The sequence below is a fragment of the Vibrio sp. 10N.222.54.A3 genome, from assembly GCF_041474095.1.
Taxonomy (GTDB): domain Bacteria; phylum Pseudomonadota; class Gammaproteobacteria; order Enterobacterales; family Vibrionaceae; genus Vibrio; species Vibrio crassostreae_C.
Map to the genome: position 1 here is coordinate 54,310 of NZ_JBFRTN010000017.1, position 18,555 is coordinate 72,864.

Genomic DNA, 18,555 nt, shown 5'->3' on the forward strand with positions numbered 1-18,555 from the left:
TCCATTGTCTGTTGATTACAACGGCTGGAGCCTTGTTAGTTTCAGAACAACACAAAGACTCCCAGAGCTATGTAGCATTCTAGTTTCGCTATCATAAGCGTATCGCTGGTGGATTTATCCTGTTTCAAGCTTAATACGGGATACTTTAATGCACTATAACTAAATTTATTGGAACGAAAATAAAGCAGCCATGGGCTGCTTTACTAAAAATCTAACTATTAGATTAGAATGCTGACGTATCTTGGAAAAGGCCAACTTTCAAATCTTTAGCAACGTAGATCTCTTTACCATCAACAAGTACGCGACCATCCGCAAGGCCCATAACTAGACGACGGTTAACAACACGCTTCATGTGGATCTCGTAAGTTACTTTTTTCGCAGTAGGTAGAATTTGACCAGTGAATTTCACTTCGCCAACACCTAGAGCACGGCCTTTACCTTCGCCGCCAACCCAACCAAGGTAGAAACCAACCAGCTGCCACATTGCGTCAAGGCCTAGACAACCAGGCATTACAGGGTCACCTGGGAAGTGACAATCGAAGAACCATAGGTCAGGAGTAATATCCAGCTCAGCAAGAACTAAACCTTTACCGTAATCACCTTCAGTTTCAGACATCTTAGTGATGCGATCCATCATTAGCATGTTCGGTGCTGGTAGTTGAGGGCCTTGTGGCCATAGTTCGCCTTGGCTTGATGCTAGAAGCTCTTCGCGAGTGTAAGAATCACGTTTGTTTTGCATTATCAATTACTCCGATTTTTGATAGGTGCATATTAGTGAACAGGTGTACGCTAAACAAGTCCGATCAGTACTAGACAAACCAGTTTTTAATGCGTCCAACGATTCCAATAGGGTGCTCATGTCTTTCAAAGTTTTCAATACGTTCCGCGATTTTACTCAGAACGCTTTCTTGTTCATCGTCTCTAAATGGTTTGTTCATAATGAGAGGAATTGCTTCGTCTACATTAGACACAGACCAAATATGGAATTCTTCATTCTTAATGCTTTCAATAAGGTCAGGCTTTAGTGCAAGATGCCTTAAGTTCGATCTTGGAAGGATCACACCTTGTTCGCCTGTTAAGCCGTTGTGCTTACACACATGGTAGAAGCCTTCGATTTTCTCGTTTAGCCCGCCAACAGCTTGCACACGTCCAAATTGGTCAACTGCACCTGTAACCGCAATTTGTTGATTGATAGGGTATTCAGACAAAGCACTAACCAGAGAACACAACTCCGCAAGAGAAGCACTATCGCCATCTACTTCGCAGTAAGACTGCTCAAATACTACGGAAGCTGCGTATGGTAATGGATCTTCAAGGTTTAGTGCGCTGCTCACAAATGCTTGCATGATCATCATGCCTTTAGCATGAAGATTACCACCCAGCTCGGCTTTGCGCTCAACATCGGCAATATCACCATCACCAAAGTGAATAACACAGGAAATTCGTGCAGGTTCACCATACGATATTGGGTGTCCCGGTACATCGATGACCGTCAATCCATTAACTTGACCAACTTGTTCACCTTCAGTTTCGATAATGACTTGGCCATCACGAATATCATCAAGGGCGCGTTCTGGTAGATAAGATTCACGGTTGTATTTGTGCTGTTGAGCTTGCTGGATATGGTGAATATCAATCTCACCATTGTCGGCTTCAATCAAAGCTTCGTTCAATAACGCGTTGTGCCAAATAGGGCACAGTGGGATATAGCTTTGATCTTCGGTTTCTCTTGCTCCGGCAGTAAGAATGCCAGTCAACGCTTGTTGCGTGATGTTTGGTAATTCATAGCGTTGTTGAAGCCACTTAAGGTAACCAAGATATTGAGTCAGAGTGTCTTCTGAGAGCTTAATGTCCTGTTCAATTTCGCTGAATAGGCAAAAACCGGTTTGAATATCGCTGTCTAGGTAATCAAGGTCACCTAGTTGAGCTCTGTCTCCAACTACAATTAACTTAATATTGTAAGTAAGAGGTGAGGTTGGCGACTGATTCAAGTGTTCAGGGTTACTGCTGATAGGCTCTACAGCTTCACCAAGCAGCGCAGATTTAAGCAGTAACCAGCTTCCTGGGTTTGCCAAGATCAGGTTTGCTGAAACGATCAGATAACCGTTGTTTGCTCTAGCCAGTAGGCCAGGTTTTGTCGCAATAACCTTACCGTCTTTCGATTGAACTTGGTCAAACAGAGAGACAGCATTTAAAGACTCAGTTTTTATAACCGGTAGAGTGTGATCATCTAAAGCAGTGACTAGAGATTCAACAATCATTTGACGATAGATCGAATTGTCCGGAGCGTTTACAAGTAAAACACGCGAAAGGTTAGACAAACGGACAAAGCGGGTTAGCGCATCTTTGAATCTATGTTGAATATCTGAAAACGGGAAAGGCGAGATGTCAGGGAATTGCTCTAATTGAGCGCTATATTCGTCGTACTGAGGCGTAACATGTCGCCAATCTACTTGAGTCATTTAAGTTTCTGATTATGATAATGAGGTAGGGAGTATATAGAAAAACCGATCTCGCTTGTAGCTCTATGTGGTAGTTACTAATCACTAAGCTAATATAAGTATGATCTTGGTCTATTCTTTCAAGACAATAATTGTGAAATAACCCATTCTGGGTTACGCTGTCACTAGGATTAACTCTCGAGATTAGACATGAAATATCAGCAACTTGAAAACTTGGAATGTGGTTGGAAATGGAACTATCTGGTCAAAAAGTGGAAAGAAGGTGAATCGATTACTTGCCATATTGATTCAAGTGAAGCTGACGTTGCTGTTCAAGCCTTATTGAAGCTGGAACACCAGCCTACGGGTGTTCTTGAGTGGATCTCTAACAACATGTCTCCTGAGCTCGATAACAAGCTTAAACAAGCGATCAGAGCTAAGCGAAAACGCCACTTCAATGCTGAACAAGTTCATACAAAGAAGAAATCAATCGACCTTGATTACCGTGTATGGGAAAAGCTATCTCAACGTGCGAACGAGCTAGGTTGTACGCTCTCAGATGCCATCGAGTATTTGGTTAGCGAAGCGTCTCGTAGTGAGCAGGCCAGCAAGACGGTGACTAGCCTCAAAGAAGACTTAAGCAAGCTCCTTTCTGACGATAAATAACCATCAACAGTAGTGGTGACATTATGATGTACGTAATCTTAATCGGTGCGGTATTAGTTTTTTGGTTAGTAGCAGTCGATCGACCGGTATTGAAAATTAAATTTAGCGACGGGGCGATCGAACAAGTTAAAGGGCATCTTCCACCGAGCTTTAAGCACAACCTTCAAGAGATTGGTCATAACAATACCTTTAAAGGCGAGCTAAAAGTGTATGCAAAACGTTCTGGTTACAATCTCAAGTTCACTAAAGATGTTCCTAAAAACGTACAGCAACGTATTCGTAACGTGTTCCCGCATAATGGTTTTAAGTCTAAAGGCTCAAAGAAAGCGTAATCGTTGAGAGTTACGCGTTAGCTGGTCAATTCTCATACTAAGTTAATCCTTCATTTCTCTTAAATCTCCGCATACTGTTCTCACCCTCAACAAAGAGAGAGCAGTATGAGATATCTAGTATTACTATTGTGTTTTTTATCCCCAGTCGCTTTTCCCGACGATGCATTGGTTAATCCTGTAGCTAAAAAGATAAAAGTCACCGTCATGAAAAGGCTCAACAAGAGTAATGTTGATTTCGAGGGTTATTGCGATCTGATGATTGAGATGAAGCACTCTAAAGGTTATGCAAGAATCAAAAAGGTGAGAACGTCTGGAGATAGTAAAGTTTGCAAGCAGGCGAAAAAACACCTACCGACGAAGAAAAGGTTCAAATACAGCTTTCCAGAAAAGTATATCCGGCTACATATCACACACTAGCCACTCTCAACGCACTATAACTAAATATCCTTAATTTTATTGAAACAATTTCGTGAACCAATCTCTAATTTCTATTAATATTAGTTTTGTTATAAAGGCAGGATATGCCGATACAAGAGCATTTACGGCAAAGGAAAGTCACGGTTGTTGTTAGCAAATAAAAGTTATACCCCTGAAGTAGTTGAGATCTCAAGGAAGGTCTCAATCAATGTTGAAGCTCGCTTTAATCGATGGTTAATCTCACCTGAATATAAGCTCGCACAATCTACAGTAGACACGTTACTAAGTTTGGAAAATAGGTATTGTGATAGTGTCATATTTGATGAATCTGACCGCATATCTCACCATCAACGTATTTTATTGCGCTGCGAGCAGGATAGAGTCAATGCTCATCGTGAAAAAGTCGACGCGAAGCAACAAACCTTACGATACGTTATCGATGATGTCAGCAATGCCGCTTCTGCGCTAATGCTTGAGAAGCTTCAAGGTACCTTAATAAGTTCGTTGTTTTCAGACTTACCCGATTACAATCAGTTCGCTAGTGTTGCGTATTCGCCATCTTTAAACTTTTCCAAACTCCATGAAATATCCGCGAAAAGTAGGCCATTGAGCTCAAGTTTAATCGAGTTTGTTTCCAATCAAGAGTTTGCAGATAAATATGGAAAGAAATCTAAGGTAATTCTCGATCCAAAAGTTGCAGCACGACAAATAGGAATAGAAAATTGTCGTTTATTGTTCCCATTGTTAATGAGTCAACAGCTGATTAAGTGGAATGATGGCAACATTAAACACATCACACCTAAGGTTTGGCAACACTTGGTCGTGACGTCAAATGCGACTCGAATTCGACTTCAAGAAACGTCGGTTAAAGATCCTAACGTAGGCATTTTACTTGGTGTGTTGAGAGTTCTGCCTTTGTTTTTAATTTGTAACCACTTTTCTTCAACGTTTGAAGACGCATTGGTAAAAACGATGCTTGGTTATCGTGAAGCAAGTGACAAGCATGACGAATATTATGCTTGTACTGAGGTGATGCCAAACACACAGTTTCTTGAATCAATGGTCGAGCAGCTAGAGCTTAAGCTACTAAAAAACCTCGTTGAATTTATAGATTGGAGCCCTGGAAATCAGTTCATCAAGAGGGCACTTCTAGAGGAAGTGAATGACATTCCAGTACTTGAGCGAACGGTTTATGGTGCAGCTTTGGCTCAAGGTAGAAAATATTCTGTTTTCGAGGCGTTAGATAATAGTGAACTATTTAACGTTAAGCACCGACCTTATTGGTTTTCAACTGTTCAAATGTCTATCGCGACGATTGAGCAGATGCAAGATAAAGTACTGGGAAAGCTTACGGTGAACATGTAATAAAAAGAGAGAGTCTCATTAATGTCGCTCTCTTTTTTGTTGCGCTGTAACTTTATGTGAATGTCTTGTTTTGGCGCTAAACAGTAGGATTACACTCTACTTAACTGACCACTTCGAAGGTAAACGACTCTTGCTTTGCTATTGCGTGTTTAACAGGGATACCAAGGCGCTGGCAAGTCATCAGAACTTTCAATTTCCTGTCGGCAGGAGCGTGCTCTGACAGAATCACCGAGCTTAGGCACTCTCTATTAAGGTAGAGTTTATTTCCGATCATCTCGTCATCAGGTAATACCCAGCGGTATTCCTTTTCATAACGCCAATTAGAATGCTTAATTTTGAATATCTCAGCTCCCAGTCTTGATGTTTGTAAACCTCTTAGCGATGCCGGGCGGAACATATTCGGTTCGTCTTCATACTGGACTTCAAAACAGTTGAGATTGGCCTCACCGTTATAGCAGTTGAGATCATACTCGATACACATGCCTTTAAAGTTGTCACCATACTGCGACCATAGTATTGGGTGGTCGCTCGACTGAGAGAAACACATGATCTTAAAGTTTTGTTGAAGCTCTTTGTTGAATACGTGGTTAGATTCAAAAGGGTTATTAAAAGTTTTAGCGTAATCAAACCACAACGAACACTCGGAAATAGATTGTATGTTTCTGTCGTGGAGCGATCTGAACTTATAAAGTTTAGGCAACATATCAAACACCTAGTTTACAAAATTGCCTGATGTTAACACTTTAATTTATTTTTAAGGATTGAATGCATAGCACTTGATTGCTTAATCACCAAATTTATTCATATAACTGTTTGATAGATCAAAATTTAAACACGAAGTAGTAGCCTGTTAAAGTGGTTTATTTTGCGTTAGGACAAAGCTTTCAAGTTGTAACTTTTTACAGAAGATACAACGTAACTTTATTTATGGTTGAATTGAATTGTCAAAGTAGAGGTCGAGTAGGGAAATAGGTGATCAAAATTAAAGCCGAGCTTTAAAAGGACGGCTTTAGTAGTATTGAGCCTACGAGTGAATCAAGTTTAGAAGTGGTACCTTGCACCTAGGTAAGCGGTTTGAGGTGACACATCGATGGATTCAATTTCAACGTTTGCATAGCGGTAACCAATATGGATATCGATGTTGTCTGTTACCATCGCACCAAGCTCAGCACCAACTTGGTAGGCTGCTTCAGACTTAGAGTCTGATACTCCAAAAGCTTTCGCTTCCATATCCATAGAGCCAACACCGGCTAATAAAGATACATACAGATCTAATACGTCACCTTCAACAATAAACTTTGGTTTAATGTTTACGAAGAAAGCATGGCCTTCAATATCCATTAAGTCGTTATAGCTAACTTTTCCGATTTTTCGGTACTCGGCTTCTAGCCCCAGTTTGACGACATCATGTGTATTGAATTCGTAGCCTCCAACCAAGTTATAGCTAAAGTCTGATAGATCAGATGAATCTTCAATGGCGCTGCCACGATATTCTAATTCAGTTTCATTATAAAAGCCGATATCAACACCAGCATAAAAATGACCATGCTCTCTAGGTGAGTTTTCGTTTTCACTAGCAAGCGCCTGCGAGCTGATGCCAAAAAAAGCGGTGAATAGCGATAGGGCGATTGTACTGATTTTCATGTAAAGCCTTCTAAGATAATAAGTTATTCTGTTCCAGAATATGTTAACAAACAAAAGATACTCTAACTAATTGAGAACTAGCCTAAAGATCTGATTTTAAAGACTTGTTGGTAATAGAAGTGTCATTATCGCAGTTATGAGACAAGTTAATATAGTCCAGACAGAGGTTAATAGAATTTATGTTGCACTGTAACTTACGATTAGCCAAGTCGTTTATAGAAGTTCGTTTTGGATGGCAACGCAGTTTGGTAACAATGACCGTTGGGCATCAGAAAATTCAAAGTTAGTGGTTTGAAAAACGAGTACGGATGTTACTGATGACGTTGATAGTTGATTCAATTTGGTGAAGAACAAGCCAACATAGGTAAACAAGACTAGATGATTCGGGAGTTCGCTTGGTCTTTTGGGACCGTTAAATCTAGCGAACAAGAGTAACCAAGTCTTTTCAGTTTATTGGTAGTACGGACAATAGACCGAGAGTTAGTGGAAGCGTTAATCATCTAGGTTCTTTTGGTAAGCAAAATCAGGGTAATAGCTTTTAACACTCAACCAGCAGAGACTCTGGACTAACTTTGGAGAGGCATCCGTAATTAGAAGTCTTAATTAAGTTTGAGCAGACATGTGATAAAGCCATCACGATTTAATCCAATTAACGCGGAGTCAAAGCCAGCCAGTAATTAAATAGATAGATTCATGCGGCGCTATACGTAAAATTACGCGAGTAACAGGCCCTGAAACCTCTCAGATTTCAATCTCCTTTTTTGGTGCGTATTATGTATATTATGTTAAATGGTGTTTGGTATTTATAAGGCAGGTATCTTTGTGCGATGTCCTGCCTCTTGTTTATCTACCAAATCGATGTTCTATTTAACAGTAAGGCTATTTACCATAAAATACCTAATAAACATATTTCCTAATCTTCGATTAAGAATACGTTTATTAGACTTCAAACATTAATCGATCAATTGCTTCTGTGATCTCTTTAGTTCTTACTGGCTTGGTCACGAAATCATTCATGCCGACATCTAAGCACGAACATTTGTCTTCTACTGATGTGTGTGCTGTTAGCGCAACGATTGGTGTTTTGATGTTTGCGTCTCTCATGTATTTGGTTGTGGTTAATCCATCCATGACCGGCATCGACACATCCATTAAGATAATGTCTATTGATTCGTTGCCTCTTTCAATAAAGCCAATCGCTTCTTCACCATTACTTGCGATGAAAACCTCGTGGCCTTGTCTTGTAAGGATTAACTTTATCACCATTTGATTCGTTGGATTGTCTTCGACAACTAACACGGAATAACGGCTTCTTAACTCTCGTGAAGATTCGTCTTCTTTGTTAGCCAGATTATTCGTAACTCTAGTAAGCACTGGCAACTGTACTTCGAATTTGGAGCCTTTTCCAGGCTCACTCTTTACCGATATGCGCCCGCGCATCAGTTCAACCAGTCTTTTAGTGATGGCCAAGCCTAAACCTGTGCCACCAAATCTACGTGTGATTGTGCTATCAGCTTGCACAAATGGACTGAACAGCGACGAAAGTTGTTGCGAGCTAATGCCAATCCCTGTGTCTTCCACCGTTATATAGAAAGAGCTCTGCTGGTACTTTATAGAAACATGGACATGCCCACGCTCAGTGAACTTAATCGCGTTACCGATCAAATTAAATAGGATCTGTGCCAAGCGACTTGGGTCGATGTAATGAAGTTCACCTTCAGGGATATCGCTAGTTACTGTTAGCGGCAAACCTTTATCGTCTGCTGTCTTCTTTTGTTCAGATAATACAAAAGTTACAGTGTCTCTTACGTTGCTCCATTGAGGAGCCAACGAGAAACACCCAGATTCAATCTTAGAAAAATCCAATACGTCACTGATAATTGCCAGCAATAGCTCAGATGATGTGCTCATATTAAGCAGTATAGACTGTTGTTCTTCGTTCAATGATGTGGATTTTAGGGCGTCTATTAGGCCAATTATGGCATTTAGCGGTGTTCTTAATTCATGACTCATCATCGCGAGGAATTCAGACTTGGCCTTGTTGGCTCTTTCTGCGTCTTTTCTTGCTGTGACAAGCTCTGCGGTACGTTCTCGAACGGTTGCTTCAAGCTTTTCTTTGTTCTCAATATCGAAAACAGCACGCTCTATCAACGGTCGAAAACGGTTTAGTGTGGCCTTAGTTTCAATACTAAAGTGCTTGGTATTCGAGTGGATAAAGATGATGACGGATTGTGTTAGTCCGCTATCGATACCAGTAATTAGAACAGAGTTGATTTGATCGAGGATAATGGGATGTAAGGAATTGAATTCACCCAGAGACTTGGGTTCAAAAAGGATGGCGCATTCTCCATTGATCACTCGAGATAACTTGCCACAATCACTCCAATTCATCTGTTCGAAGACTTTGTTATTGCTTAGCAGGGTTTTGAAACTGCCTTCGTTCCCTACCCTTGATACCACGATAAAGTCATCAAACTTAATGTATTTTTTGAGCACGAACTCGAGACTGGAGAATATCTCAGATATGTTACTTGCCTTACTGATCGCAGAGATGGTTGATAAGATCACCCTGTTCTCTTCAGCCAGCTTTCGCTCACGGGCTTTTAGTTTTTGCAGTTCAATACGTGCTTCTTGCAGCGCTTCTTGACCTTCAGAACCCATTACTTTTTCAACCTATAAAACGTTGCAGACGATACCATTAAATTCCCGTGTGCATTCTCGCCACCAGAGAGCCTGCCTTGTTCACCAAACGTAAATGGACATATGTATGGGAGCCCATTAAGTGCTTGATTTATTTGGTCACAAACCTCATCCATATCTTGTTTAAGGTTCAACATTGGGCCTGCACAAAAGATATTGATCGCCCCTAGTTTCTCTTCAAGATCCATGTCGTTGTAGTATGAGGAGTGAATGATATTCGCGGCGCGGCTAATCAACTGCTGCTTAGACCCTTGCATCAGGTAGATGGTGTCGCCTTCACTGATGTCTGTGAACAGCTCAATCCCATTACACTCCGTCTCTCTGATCGAATGAGACAATTTGAAATATGGGTAATCGTAAGAAGAGCCGACTTTCCTGCCTAATGGGTAGACTGACGACTTTTCGAATATGTAGCCATCATCACTGCCATCTAAGTGGAAATTAGTCCATTCGTTGTAAACGGTGACGGCTGGCCTGTGGTCTATCTCCAACAAAATTCGGTTTCTTACTTTGGTCACGGTGCCTGAATACCGCGTAGGCGTATGACCCGCGCTGAAAGAGGAATAGATGGACTGAGACGCAAACACTACCGTTAAAGACACACCATTTATAGACAGCGACTCTTCGGTGAAGATACTCCAATTTCCGGAAACCTGATTGTCTGCAGCACTGCCACCAATAATTGGCACTTCAGTACCAAATTTCTTATCGATAGCCGCCATCACCTTTTCTTCGTTACCCGGTGTGGAATGCAGCAAGATAAGATCAGGAATTTCACCTTCTCGGTTGGCGTTCTTGAGTGCTTTGTCTATCGCGCTGAAGGTACTGCGGTCTATGGAGTCGCTGAAATGTTCGATTCCCGTACCATAGGCGTTGATCCCCGAGTCATGAATAATGAGGACGCCAATGACTGGACCAGAATGAAAACCAGTTTCGGTCATAATGCCGTGACAAGTAGTACAGCCATGTATGGGAGTGTTCGGGAGAGCATCTACGAAATATCTCTGCACAGCGAGTGTCGAATACTCTTCTGTGCAGTAGCAAATAAGACAAGCAATATCGTCAGGGTTTTCCACCCCGCTGAGCAACTCATCTACTGCGATTTTATCGTCTAGGGAGTAAGAGACTTTTGATAGAAATTTCATAGATTCTGGGTAACTTTATTAATGCTCTCTTTATAACACTTTAATGCATTGTGTTTCACTGATTTGGTACATGTTTCTATCAAAAGAACCGAGGTGTGCCCCAGTTTCTCTCTGTTACTCCTTAGAAAGGTTTACAGAAAACGTGCTCACCTGTTGTGGAAATGTAACCGTTATTGAGGAGGTCTTATCACTAGTTTGTAACAGCCAATTTGATGGTCCTTTTTCTTCCAGAATTCCGCTTTCATTATAGCTAATGATAAATTTGCCAGTTTTAGATGTTTCGATCGAATACCCTAGGTTATTGCTTGAAACTGAAACATTATGATTATCAATACCAAATTTACAAGGTTTTGAAATTATACAGTTTACTGTTTCGTTATTATCGTATGTTACTGTTCTCCAAGTAAATGCAGCTATTAAAATAACCAACATGACGATAATTTGAACAAGCCTGCCTTTTGTTAGCTTTTGTGCCGCCATTATAATCTTTACTCCTTGTTACAAAGTTCAAAGTTTTTAAATAAAAATCCAATTCCAGACCAAGCGTAAGGTTACTACTCTGTCATTGATTTGTTAATTCAAGTATAGTGTCGCGTTGAAAATGCCACTTTTTTTTAAAATCAGCAAGTGGAAATAAAGCCCTGAATAGGCTGAATTTCCTTTTCTAATTTGGGTGGCATTACGACGTGAGTCGTGTTGGAAGTAAAGTGTAGTAAATAAGAAATTGGAAGCATGCAAATGAGCCAAGAAAAGCAGCTTGAACAAAACTACAACTATACGGTCGTCCGTCAATTTACCCTAGTTACAATTTTGTGGGGTATTGTCGGTATGGGCGTTGGTGTTTTGATTGCCGCTCAATTAGTTTGGCCACAGCTAAACTTTGATACGCCGTGGTTGACGTACAGTCGTTTACGTCCCCTGCATACTAATGCGGTTATTTTTGCGTTCGGTACAAGTGCGCTGTTTGCAACATCATATTATGTTGTACAACGTACCTGTCAGACGCGTCTCTTTGGTGGCCCTCTCGTAGCCTTTACCTTTTGGGGTTGGCAAGCGATTATCCTGTCCGCTGCAATTACTTTACCGTTAGGTTTAACCTCTGGTAAAGAATACGCAGAACTTGAATGGCCAATCGATATTGCTATTACTCTTGTGTGGGTAGCTTATGCGGTCGTGTTCTTCGGAACCATGATTAAACGTAAGACATCGCACATTTACGTAGCAAACTGGTTCTTCGGAGCCTTCATTATCACGGTTGCCGTGTTGCACATCGTTAACAGCCTAGCTGTTCCTGTCTCTGCGTTTAAATCGTACTCGATTTATTCCGGAGCGATCGATGCAATGGTGCAATGGTGGTACGGACACAATGCGGTAGGCTTCCTATTGACAGCTGGTTTCCTAGGCATGATGTACTACTTCGTTCCTAAACAAGCTGGTCGCCCTGTTTACTCTTACCGTTTGTCGATTGTTCACTTCTGGGCTCTCGTGTCTCTGTATATCTGGGCTGGTCCTCACCACCTACACTACACTGCACTTCCTGACTGGACTCAATCTCTAGGTATGGTTATGTCTTTGGTTCTGTTTGCTCCATCTTGGGGTGGCATGATCAACGGTATTATGACTCTATCTGGTGCGTGGCATAAGCTTCGCTACGACCCAATCCTACGTTTCCTAATCGTTTCTCTATCATTCTACGGCATGTCGACTTTCGAAGGCCCAATGATGGCAATCAAAACGGTTAACGCACTATCTCACTACACGGACTGGACTATCGGTCACGTTCACTCTGGTGCGTTAGGTTGGGTTGCAATGGTTTCTATCGGTTCGGTTTACCACTTAGTTCCTAAACTATTTGGTCAAGAGCGTATGTACTCTGTATCCCTAATCAATGTTCACTTCTGGTTAGCAACGATTGGTACGGTTTTCTACATTGTAGCAATGTGGATCTCTGGCGTGATGCAAGGTCTGATGTGGCGTGCAGTTAACTCTGACGGTACATTAACTTACAGCTTCGTTGAATCTGTAGAAGCGTCTTACCCGTTCTACTTTGTACGTTTCTTAGGTGGTTTCATCTTCCTATCTGGTATGTTCTTAATGGCATACAACACGTACAAAACTGTTTCTGCACCTAAAGATAGCCTTAAAGCTATCCCTCAACCGGCTTAAGGAGATTTAGAATGAGCTCAAATTCAAATAATCGCCATGAGTTGGTAGAGAAGAATGTTGGCCTACTAGCGATTCTTATCGTTATTGCTATCAGTTTTGGTGCTTTAGTAGAAATTACCCCACTTATTTTCCAAAAGCAGACTACTGAACCTGTAGAAAATCTACGTGTTTACTCTGCTCTGGAAATGGAAGGTCGTGATATCTACATTCGCGAAGGTTGTAACGTATGTCACAGCCAAATGATTCGTCCTTTCCGCTCTGAAACTGAACGTTACGGTCACTACTCTGTAGCTGGCGAAAGCGTTTGGGAACACCCATTCCTATGGGGTTCTAAGCGTACTGGTCCTGATTTAGCGCGTGTTGGTGATCGTTACTCTGATGAGTGGCACCGCGTTCACCTTATCGACCCTCGCGAACTTGTTCCTGAATCAAACATGCCTGGTTTCCCATGGCTTGCTGAGAATGTACTTGATGGCAAATTGACTAAACAGAAGCTTGAAATCTTCCGTAATCAATTTGGTGTTCCTTACACAGACGAACAAATTGCTAACGCTAAACAAGATGTTGAAGGAAAAACAGAGATGGATGCAATCATCGCTTACCTTCAATCGCTTGGCCACGCAATGAAATAAGGAATAATTATGGACATTATTACATTTCAAAGTGTTTGGACTGTTACTGTTTTTGCTTGTTTCATCGGCATCGTTTGGTGGGCTTTCGGTAAAAATCGTAAGTCGCGCTTCGACGAAGATGCAAACCTAGTGTTCGCTGATGAAGCACCTGCGAAAGATAAAAATCAAGGAGTGACGAAGTAATGAGTACATTCTGGAGTATTTGGGTAACAGTAATCACAATCGGTACATTGATTGGCTGTGCAGCCTTACTTCGTTGGTGTTCCAACGATAAAACAGGTGTAGAAGAAGGTCAGGATATGGGCCATGAATACGATGGTATTCGTGAGCTTAATAACCCGCTACCTAAATGGTGGACATACCTTTTCGTTAGCACAATTGTGTTTGCAGCTGTTTATCTAGCTCTATACCCAGGCCTTGGCAACTTTAAAGGTCTACTAGGTTGGACGAGTTCAAACCAAACAGTTCGTAGCGTAGAAGAGTCTCGCTCTGCAATCGCTGCTGCGCAAGCAAACAAACAGTTAGACGCATACGCGAAAGAACTTGATGATGCTGACACCTACTTTGGTGAAGCTTTCAGAAAGCTAGCTCACGACGAAAACGGTCTACGTTCTGTCCCTGACATTGCATCAGATGCCGATGCAATCAAAGTGGGCCAACGTTTGTTCCTACAAAACTGTTCTCAGTGTCACGGCTCTGATGCACGTGGTCAGAAAGGTTTCCCGAACCTAACTGATGACGCATGGCTATATGGTGGTGAACCACAAGCTATCGTTACTACCATCATGCATGGTCGTGTCGGTCAAATGCCAGGTTGGAAAGACGCTCTTGGCGAAGAAGGCGTAAAAGAAGTAGTTAGCTACACGCTTAGCCTTTCTGGTCGTAGCGTAAACGCACGTGAAGCAGAGGCTGGTAAAGCGCGCTTTGTAGTGTGTGCAGCCTGTCACGGTACTGATGGTAAGGGTAACCCTGCTGTTGGCGCACCTGACTTGACTGACCGCGACTGGCTATTTGGCGATTCTCGCGCTGATGTGACGGAAACAGTCATGTACGGACGTTCTGGTGTAATGCCGGCTTGGAAGGACATCCTCGGTGAGGATAAGGTTCAGCTCGTCTCTGCCTACGTCTGGAGCCTCAGCAACTCAGATAAAGAGTAACATAATAATAACAGCCCCTTCTTAAGGGGCTGTCTTTCTTTTACAGTTATAACCTTAAGTGTTTGTAAAAATTAGTTTTATTTCATTGTATATATTGAGAATAATAATATGGAACAACCTTGGTATAAGCAGTTTTGGCCGTGGTTTTTGATCTTCCTAACCGTTGGCGTTTCTATGCTAACATTGGTTCGAGTCGCGATACTTACCAACCATTCAGTTAACGTTGTCACTGAAGATTACTATAAAAAAGGTAAAGGTATTAATGTCGACATTTCGAAAGTAAATGTTGCTAAAGAGCTTGGCTTATCAGCTTCAGTTAGCGAGAAAGGTAACTCAGTTATCATTACTCTCGACAAAGGCAAACTAGACCACTTCCCTGCTATTAGCGCAATGTTCGTGCACCGAACGCTGCCTGACCGTGATTTTACTCAGCTACTGACCGCTGATGCGAGAGGCAACTACACGTTGACTCTGGATCATGAAATGCAAGGTCCATGGTTTATCGAGCTTTCTCCGCATGATTCTGAATGGTTAGTGCAAGGTCGCATGAACTTCCCTATTGATACTCCTACTCAACTAACGAACTAAATCTTATGTGTGAATCCTGTTATCACTGCGGTGAAGATGTACCAGCGGAAACGGATTTTAAAGTAGAAATCTTAGGATCGGTGCGACCTATGTGTTGTCCGGGTTGCGAAACCGTAGCCCAGACAATCGTTGATAGCGGTCTGGTCTCTTACTACCAATATCGTACCGCTCCAGCTGAAAAAGCGGATCTCGTGCCAGAGCAACTTCTGGCACTCAGTCATTACGACAACGAAGATGTTCAATTGGAGTTCGTCCGTAACTCTGAAAACACCTCTGAAGTGACATTGTCACTAGAAGGTGTCTCTTGTGCTGCTTGTGCTTGGCTTATTGAAAAGCAAGTCTCTTCAGAGTTAGGGGTTGTTAGTATTCGTGTTAATACCACGACTAACCGCGCCCTGCTCAGTTGGGACAACACTCAGACGAAACTGAGCGAGCTGTTGTCTGCAATCCATACCTTAGGCTACAAAGCCGCACCTTTTGAGGCTGATCAACAAGAAGCCGCCTATCATCGATCGATGAAGAATTATCTCTATCGTCTTGGCATTGCTGGTTTAGCAACCATGCAGGTCATGATGCTGGCTGTTGCGCTTTATCTTGAAGTCTTTGGTAACCTTGAGCCCGAATTCAAAAGCTACTTCCGTTGGGTGAGCTTAATCTTTGCAACACCGGTTCTGCTCTACTCTGCATTGCCTTTCTATATCAACGCGTGGCGTAGCCTCAAAGGTCGAACATTGGGTATGGATGTACCTGTGTCGATCGCTCTTTTGTTTGCCTACGTTGCAAGTTTGGTCGCAACGGTGACAGAGAAAGGTGAAGTATTCTTCGAATCTATCTCGATGTTTACCTTCTTCCTACTGCTTGGTCGTTTCCTTGAAATGCGCGCTCGTCGTAAAGCCGCCGCTGCTAGTGGTAACCTGCTTAAGCTCGTTCCTGCTATGGCAACAACGTTAGATGGCGAACAAGTTCCAGTCAAAACCTTAAAAGTTGGCGACCAAATTCGCGTTCTACCGGGTGAGCACATTCCTGCCGATGGCAAAGTATTGTCTGGCAGAGTTCATATCGATGAATCGATGCTGACTGGCGAATCTATCCATGTGGTCAAAAACGAAGGCGATACCGTCTTTGCTGGTACATTGAATGGTGATGAATCATTTGAATTGGAAGTAATGACGTCAAAAGCGGATTCGGTTATTTCCAATATCGTTCGCCTGCAAGACGAAGCGCAATTGTCTAAACCCCGCATTGCAGAAATTGCTGATGTTGTGGCTCGATACTTTGTTGCGGTGATCTTAATCATCTCATTCGGTACTTGGTTTTACTGGCACCAAACACGACCAGAAGACGCTTTCTGGATCATGCTTTCGGTATTGGTCGCAACGTGCCCTTGTGCTCTGTCACTTGCAACACCGACGGCGATTACTTGCTCAACGTCTCGCATGGGTAACTTCGGTATTTTGCTGCGCAAAGGCCACGTATTCGAAACCTTGTGCAAAGTAAATCACTTGATCATCGATAAAACAGGTACATTGACTGAGGGTGATATTCGTATCAGCCAAGTTGAAACCTTCGCTGAACTTGATAAAGACACTTGTCTCAAAGTAGCGGCGAGCCTGGAACAACACGCTAACCACCCTATCGCTAAAGCGTTCAAGACTCATCTTTCTGATGAGATCGAAGTAGAGTCAGTTAATAACGTGATTGGTTCAGGTATCACTGGTGAGTGGGATGGCCAAGAAGTTGCGATTGGTAGTAGTGAATTCATTCTAGGTGAAGCTCAACCATCGGAAAGCAACGGCATTTACTTGTCGATGGCGGGTCGTCATATCGCTACATTTACTTATGAAGATCCAATCCGTAAAGAAAGCATCGAGTTTATTAAGCAATTTAAAGAAGCGGGCATCAAAACAACTCTGCTTACTGGCGATTCTTTGATTAACGCGAAGCCTGTTGCTGAAGAGATTGGTATTACTGATATTGTTGCTAACGCGAAACCTGAAGATAAACTTGCTTACCTGAACTCTCGAGATGCAAGTGACATTACCATGATGGTTGGCGATGGCATTAACGATGCCCCTATTCTTGCAGGTGCCCACCTTTCTGTCGCTATGGGCGGCGGTACAGACGTGGCGAAAGCTTCTGCGGATATGGTGTTACTGGGTGATAAGCTCGATAGATTACTTAAGTCGCGTACTTTGGCGTTAAAAACACGTAAGATAATTCGTGAAAACCTAGCTTGGTCATTAGGATATAACTTACTTATCCTTCCATTGGCTGTCGCGGGTTTGGTTGCTCCATACATTGCCGTTGTGGGCATGTCTGCCAGCTCTATTATTGTTGTGTCTAACTCGTTAAGGCTTTTAAAAGAGCAAGGTAAATAATGGAAAGTTTATACATCCTGATCCCCATTGCGATTGTACTGGTGTGCATCGCTGTTGGTATTTTTCTATGGGCGGTGAAGAGCGAACAGTTTGAAGACCTAGAACGTCAAGGTCACAATATACTGTTTGATGAAGACGAAAAGGCTCACAACCATTCTGATAGTAAACCTGTCAAGAATGAGAAAGCTAACAGCGAAAGCCAAACTAACGTAGACAAAAAGAACGATGACGCCTGATTGGATCGGAGCCTTTGTTGTTGGATTGATCGGCGCAGGCCATTGCATGGGAATGTGTGGTGGTATTGCGTCGCTTCTTTCGATTGGCAACAGTAAACCTTCCCCTGTTATTCCCCTACTTTATAACCTAGGGCGCTTGCTAAGTTATGCCGTGATTGGTGGTGTGATTGGCGGTGCAATCTCTTCGATAGGTCAGCTAAGCGATTTTAACGCTCTGCTAGGTTGGCTGCGATTATTTGCAGCTGGCTTTATGATCGTCTTAGGTTTGTATATCGGTAAATGGTGGTTCGGCTTGTTGTTCTTTGAAAAAGTCGGGCAGAAACTATGGCGCTATATCTCTCCTTTAGGTAAATCATTTCTACCCTTGAAGCACTCTAGCCATGCTTTGCCGTTTGGCTTTATTTGGGGTTGGCTACCATGTGGCTTAGTTTACTCAATGCTTACGTGGGCGGCCGTATCAGGAAGTTGGTACAACGGTGCCGGTATCATGCTTGCTTTCGGTTTAGGTACGCTTCCAGCAATGCTCACAGTAGGCATGGGCGCTAATTTCCTCAAAAAACTGCAACAAGCTTACTTATTTCGCCAACTAGGCGCAATTTTAATCCTCATTTACGGTTTCTATACCGGTTATATGGCACTACAGCACATTATTTATACCGTATAGCCATTCTTTAAATCCGGTTTTTTT

General features: G+C 42.4%; 19 protein-coding genes. 12 read left to right on the top strand and 7 right to left on the bottom strand.

The window, feature by feature from the left end:
* Positions 1 to 223: 223 nt before the first annotated feature.
* On the bottom strand, positions 224 to 739 hold the full coding sequence (fabA, locus tag AB4507_RS04880; protein WP_017059675.1) for a bifunctional 3-hydroxydecanoyl-ACP dehydratase/trans-2-decenoyl-ACP isomerase: 516 nt from the start codon (positions 737 to 739) through the stop codon (positions 224 to 226).
* A 70-nt stretch (positions 740 to 809) separates the two neighbouring features.
* Positions 810 to 2,462, bottom strand: coding sequence for an AAA family ATPase (locus AB4507_RS04885; protein WP_372182319.1), 1,653 nt, complete (start codon positions 2,460 to 2,462; stop codon positions 810 to 812).
* Positions 2,463 to 2,651: 189 nt separating this feature from the next.
* On the opposite strand from AB4507_RS04885, the gene matP reads away from it, so the two are divergent.
* The 4 genes from matP to AB4507_RS04905 all read left to right on the top strand — a co-directional run bounded on the left by matP (position 2,652) and on the right by AB4507_RS04905 (position 5,221).
* Complete coding sequence (matP, locus tag AB4507_RS04890; protein WP_010440786.1) at positions 2,652 to 3,107, top strand: macrodomain Ter protein MatP; 456 nt, start codon at positions 2,652 to 2,654, stop codon at positions 3,105 to 3,107.
* 23 nt (positions 3,108 to 3,130) lie between these two features.
* A complete protein-coding gene (locus tag AB4507_RS04895) occupies positions 3,131 to 3,439 on the top strand; it encodes a DUF3634 family protein (protein WP_017059672.1) in 309 nt (102 codons plus the stop codon).
* A 105-nt stretch (positions 3,440 to 3,544) separates the two neighbouring features.
* Positions 3,545 to 3,856: a hypothetical protein gene (locus AB4507_RS04900; RefSeq protein ID WP_372051784.1), complete on the top strand. Its 312-nt coding sequence runs from the start codon at positions 3,545 to 3,547 to the stop codon at positions 3,854 to 3,856.
* Positions 3,857 to 4,000: 144 nt separating this feature from the next.
* Positions 4,001 to 5,221, top strand: a complete 1,221-nt coding sequence (locus AB4507_RS04905; RefSeq protein ID WP_372182320.1) for a hypothetical protein — start codon at positions 4,001 to 4,003, stop codon at positions 5,219 to 5,221.
* A gap of 100 nt (positions 5,222 to 5,321) precedes the next feature.
* Here the strand turns inward: AB4507_RS04905 and AB4507_RS04910 are convergent, their stop codons facing one another.
* From AB4507_RS04910 to AB4507_RS04930, 5 genes are all read right to left on the bottom strand, one after another.
* Complete coding sequence (locus tag AB4507_RS04910) at positions 5,322 to 5,924, bottom strand: DUF2971 domain-containing protein (RefSeq protein ID WP_136982178.1); 603 nt, start codon at positions 5,922 to 5,924, stop codon at positions 5,322 to 5,324.
* 338 nt (positions 5,925 to 6,262) lie between these two features.
* Entirely contained in the window at positions 6,263 to 6,865 is a 603-nt protein-coding gene (locus AB4507_RS04915) for a porin family protein (RefSeq protein ID WP_017059668.1), read from the bottom strand.
* A gap of 939 nt (positions 6,866 to 7,804) precedes the next feature.
* Positions 7,805 to 9,526 carry an ATP-binding protein gene (locus AB4507_RS04920; RefSeq protein ID WP_372182321.1) on the bottom strand — a complete coding sequence of 574 codons (1,722 nt, stop codon included), beginning with the start codon at positions 9,524 to 9,526 and terminating at the stop codon, positions 7,805 to 7,807.
* A complete protein-coding gene (locus AB4507_RS04925; protein ID WP_017063855.1) occupies positions 9,526 to 10,710 on the bottom strand; it encodes an FIST signal transduction protein in 1,185 nt (394 codons plus the stop codon). The genes AB4507_RS04920 and AB4507_RS04925 overlap by 1 nt, the downstream gene beginning before the upstream one ends.
* A gap of 114 nt (positions 10,711 to 10,824) precedes the next feature.
* Positions 10,825 to 11,190 carry a hypothetical protein gene (locus tag AB4507_RS04930; protein ID WP_372182323.1) on the bottom strand — a complete coding sequence of 122 codons (366 nt, stop codon included), beginning with the start codon at positions 11,188 to 11,190 and terminating at the stop codon, positions 10,825 to 10,827.
* 252 nt (positions 11,191 to 11,442) lie between these two features.
* Here AB4507_RS04930 and ccoN point away from each other — a divergent pair, with 252 nt between their 5' ends.
* The 8 genes from ccoN to AB4507_RS04970 all read left to right on the top strand — a co-directional run bounded on the left by ccoN (position 11,443) and on the right by AB4507_RS04970 (position 18,531).
* Positions 11,443 to 12,876 (top strand): cytochrome-c oxidase, cbb3-type subunit I, encoded by a 1,434-nt coding sequence (ccoN, locus tag AB4507_RS04935; protein WP_009846707.1) that lies wholly within the window; start codon positions 11,443 to 11,445, stop codon positions 12,874 to 12,876.
* 11 nt (positions 12,877 to 12,887) lie between these two features.
* Positions 12,888 to 13,508: a cytochrome-c oxidase, cbb3-type subunit II gene (gene ccoO / locus AB4507_RS04940; RefSeq protein ID WP_017059643.1), complete on the top strand. Its 621-nt coding sequence runs from the start codon at positions 12,888 to 12,890 to the stop codon at positions 13,506 to 13,508.
* Positions 13,509 to 13,517: 9 nt separating this feature from the next.
* Positions 13,518 to 13,691: a CcoQ/FixQ family Cbb3-type cytochrome c oxidase assembly chaperone gene (locus tag AB4507_RS04945; protein WP_004733679.1), complete on the top strand. Its 174-nt coding sequence runs from the start codon at positions 13,518 to 13,520 to the stop codon at positions 13,689 to 13,691.
* Positions 13,691 to 14,665 (top strand): cytochrome-c oxidase, cbb3-type subunit III, encoded by a 975-nt coding sequence (gene ccoP, locus AB4507_RS04950; protein WP_017063857.1) that lies wholly within the window; start codon positions 13,691 to 13,693, stop codon positions 14,663 to 14,665. Before AB4507_RS04945 ends, ccoP begins: the two co-directional genes overlap by 1 nt.
* 108 nt (positions 14,666 to 14,773) lie before the next feature.
* Positions 14,774 to 15,253, top strand: a complete 480-nt coding sequence (locus tag AB4507_RS04955) for a FixH family protein (protein WP_017059641.1) — start codon at positions 14,774 to 14,776, stop codon at positions 15,251 to 15,253.
* A 5-nt stretch (positions 15,254 to 15,258) separates the two neighbouring features.
* Positions 15,259 to 17,631, top strand: a complete 2,373-nt coding sequence (locus AB4507_RS04960; RefSeq protein WP_372182324.1) for a heavy metal translocating P-type ATPase — start codon at positions 15,259 to 15,261, stop codon at positions 17,629 to 17,631.
* Complete coding sequence (gene ccoS, locus AB4507_RS04965) at positions 17,631 to 17,867, top strand: cbb3-type cytochrome oxidase assembly protein CcoS (protein ID WP_017059639.1); 237 nt, start codon at positions 17,631 to 17,633, stop codon at positions 17,865 to 17,867. The genes AB4507_RS04960 and ccoS overlap by 1 nt, the downstream gene beginning before the upstream one ends.
* A complete protein-coding gene (locus tag AB4507_RS04970) occupies positions 17,857 to 18,531 on the top strand; it encodes a sulfite exporter TauE/SafE family protein (protein ID WP_372182325.1) in 675 nt (224 codons plus the stop codon). The genes ccoS and AB4507_RS04970 overlap by 11 nt, the downstream gene beginning before the upstream one ends.
* The last annotated feature ends 24 nt before the right edge of the window (positions 18,532 to 18,555 follow it).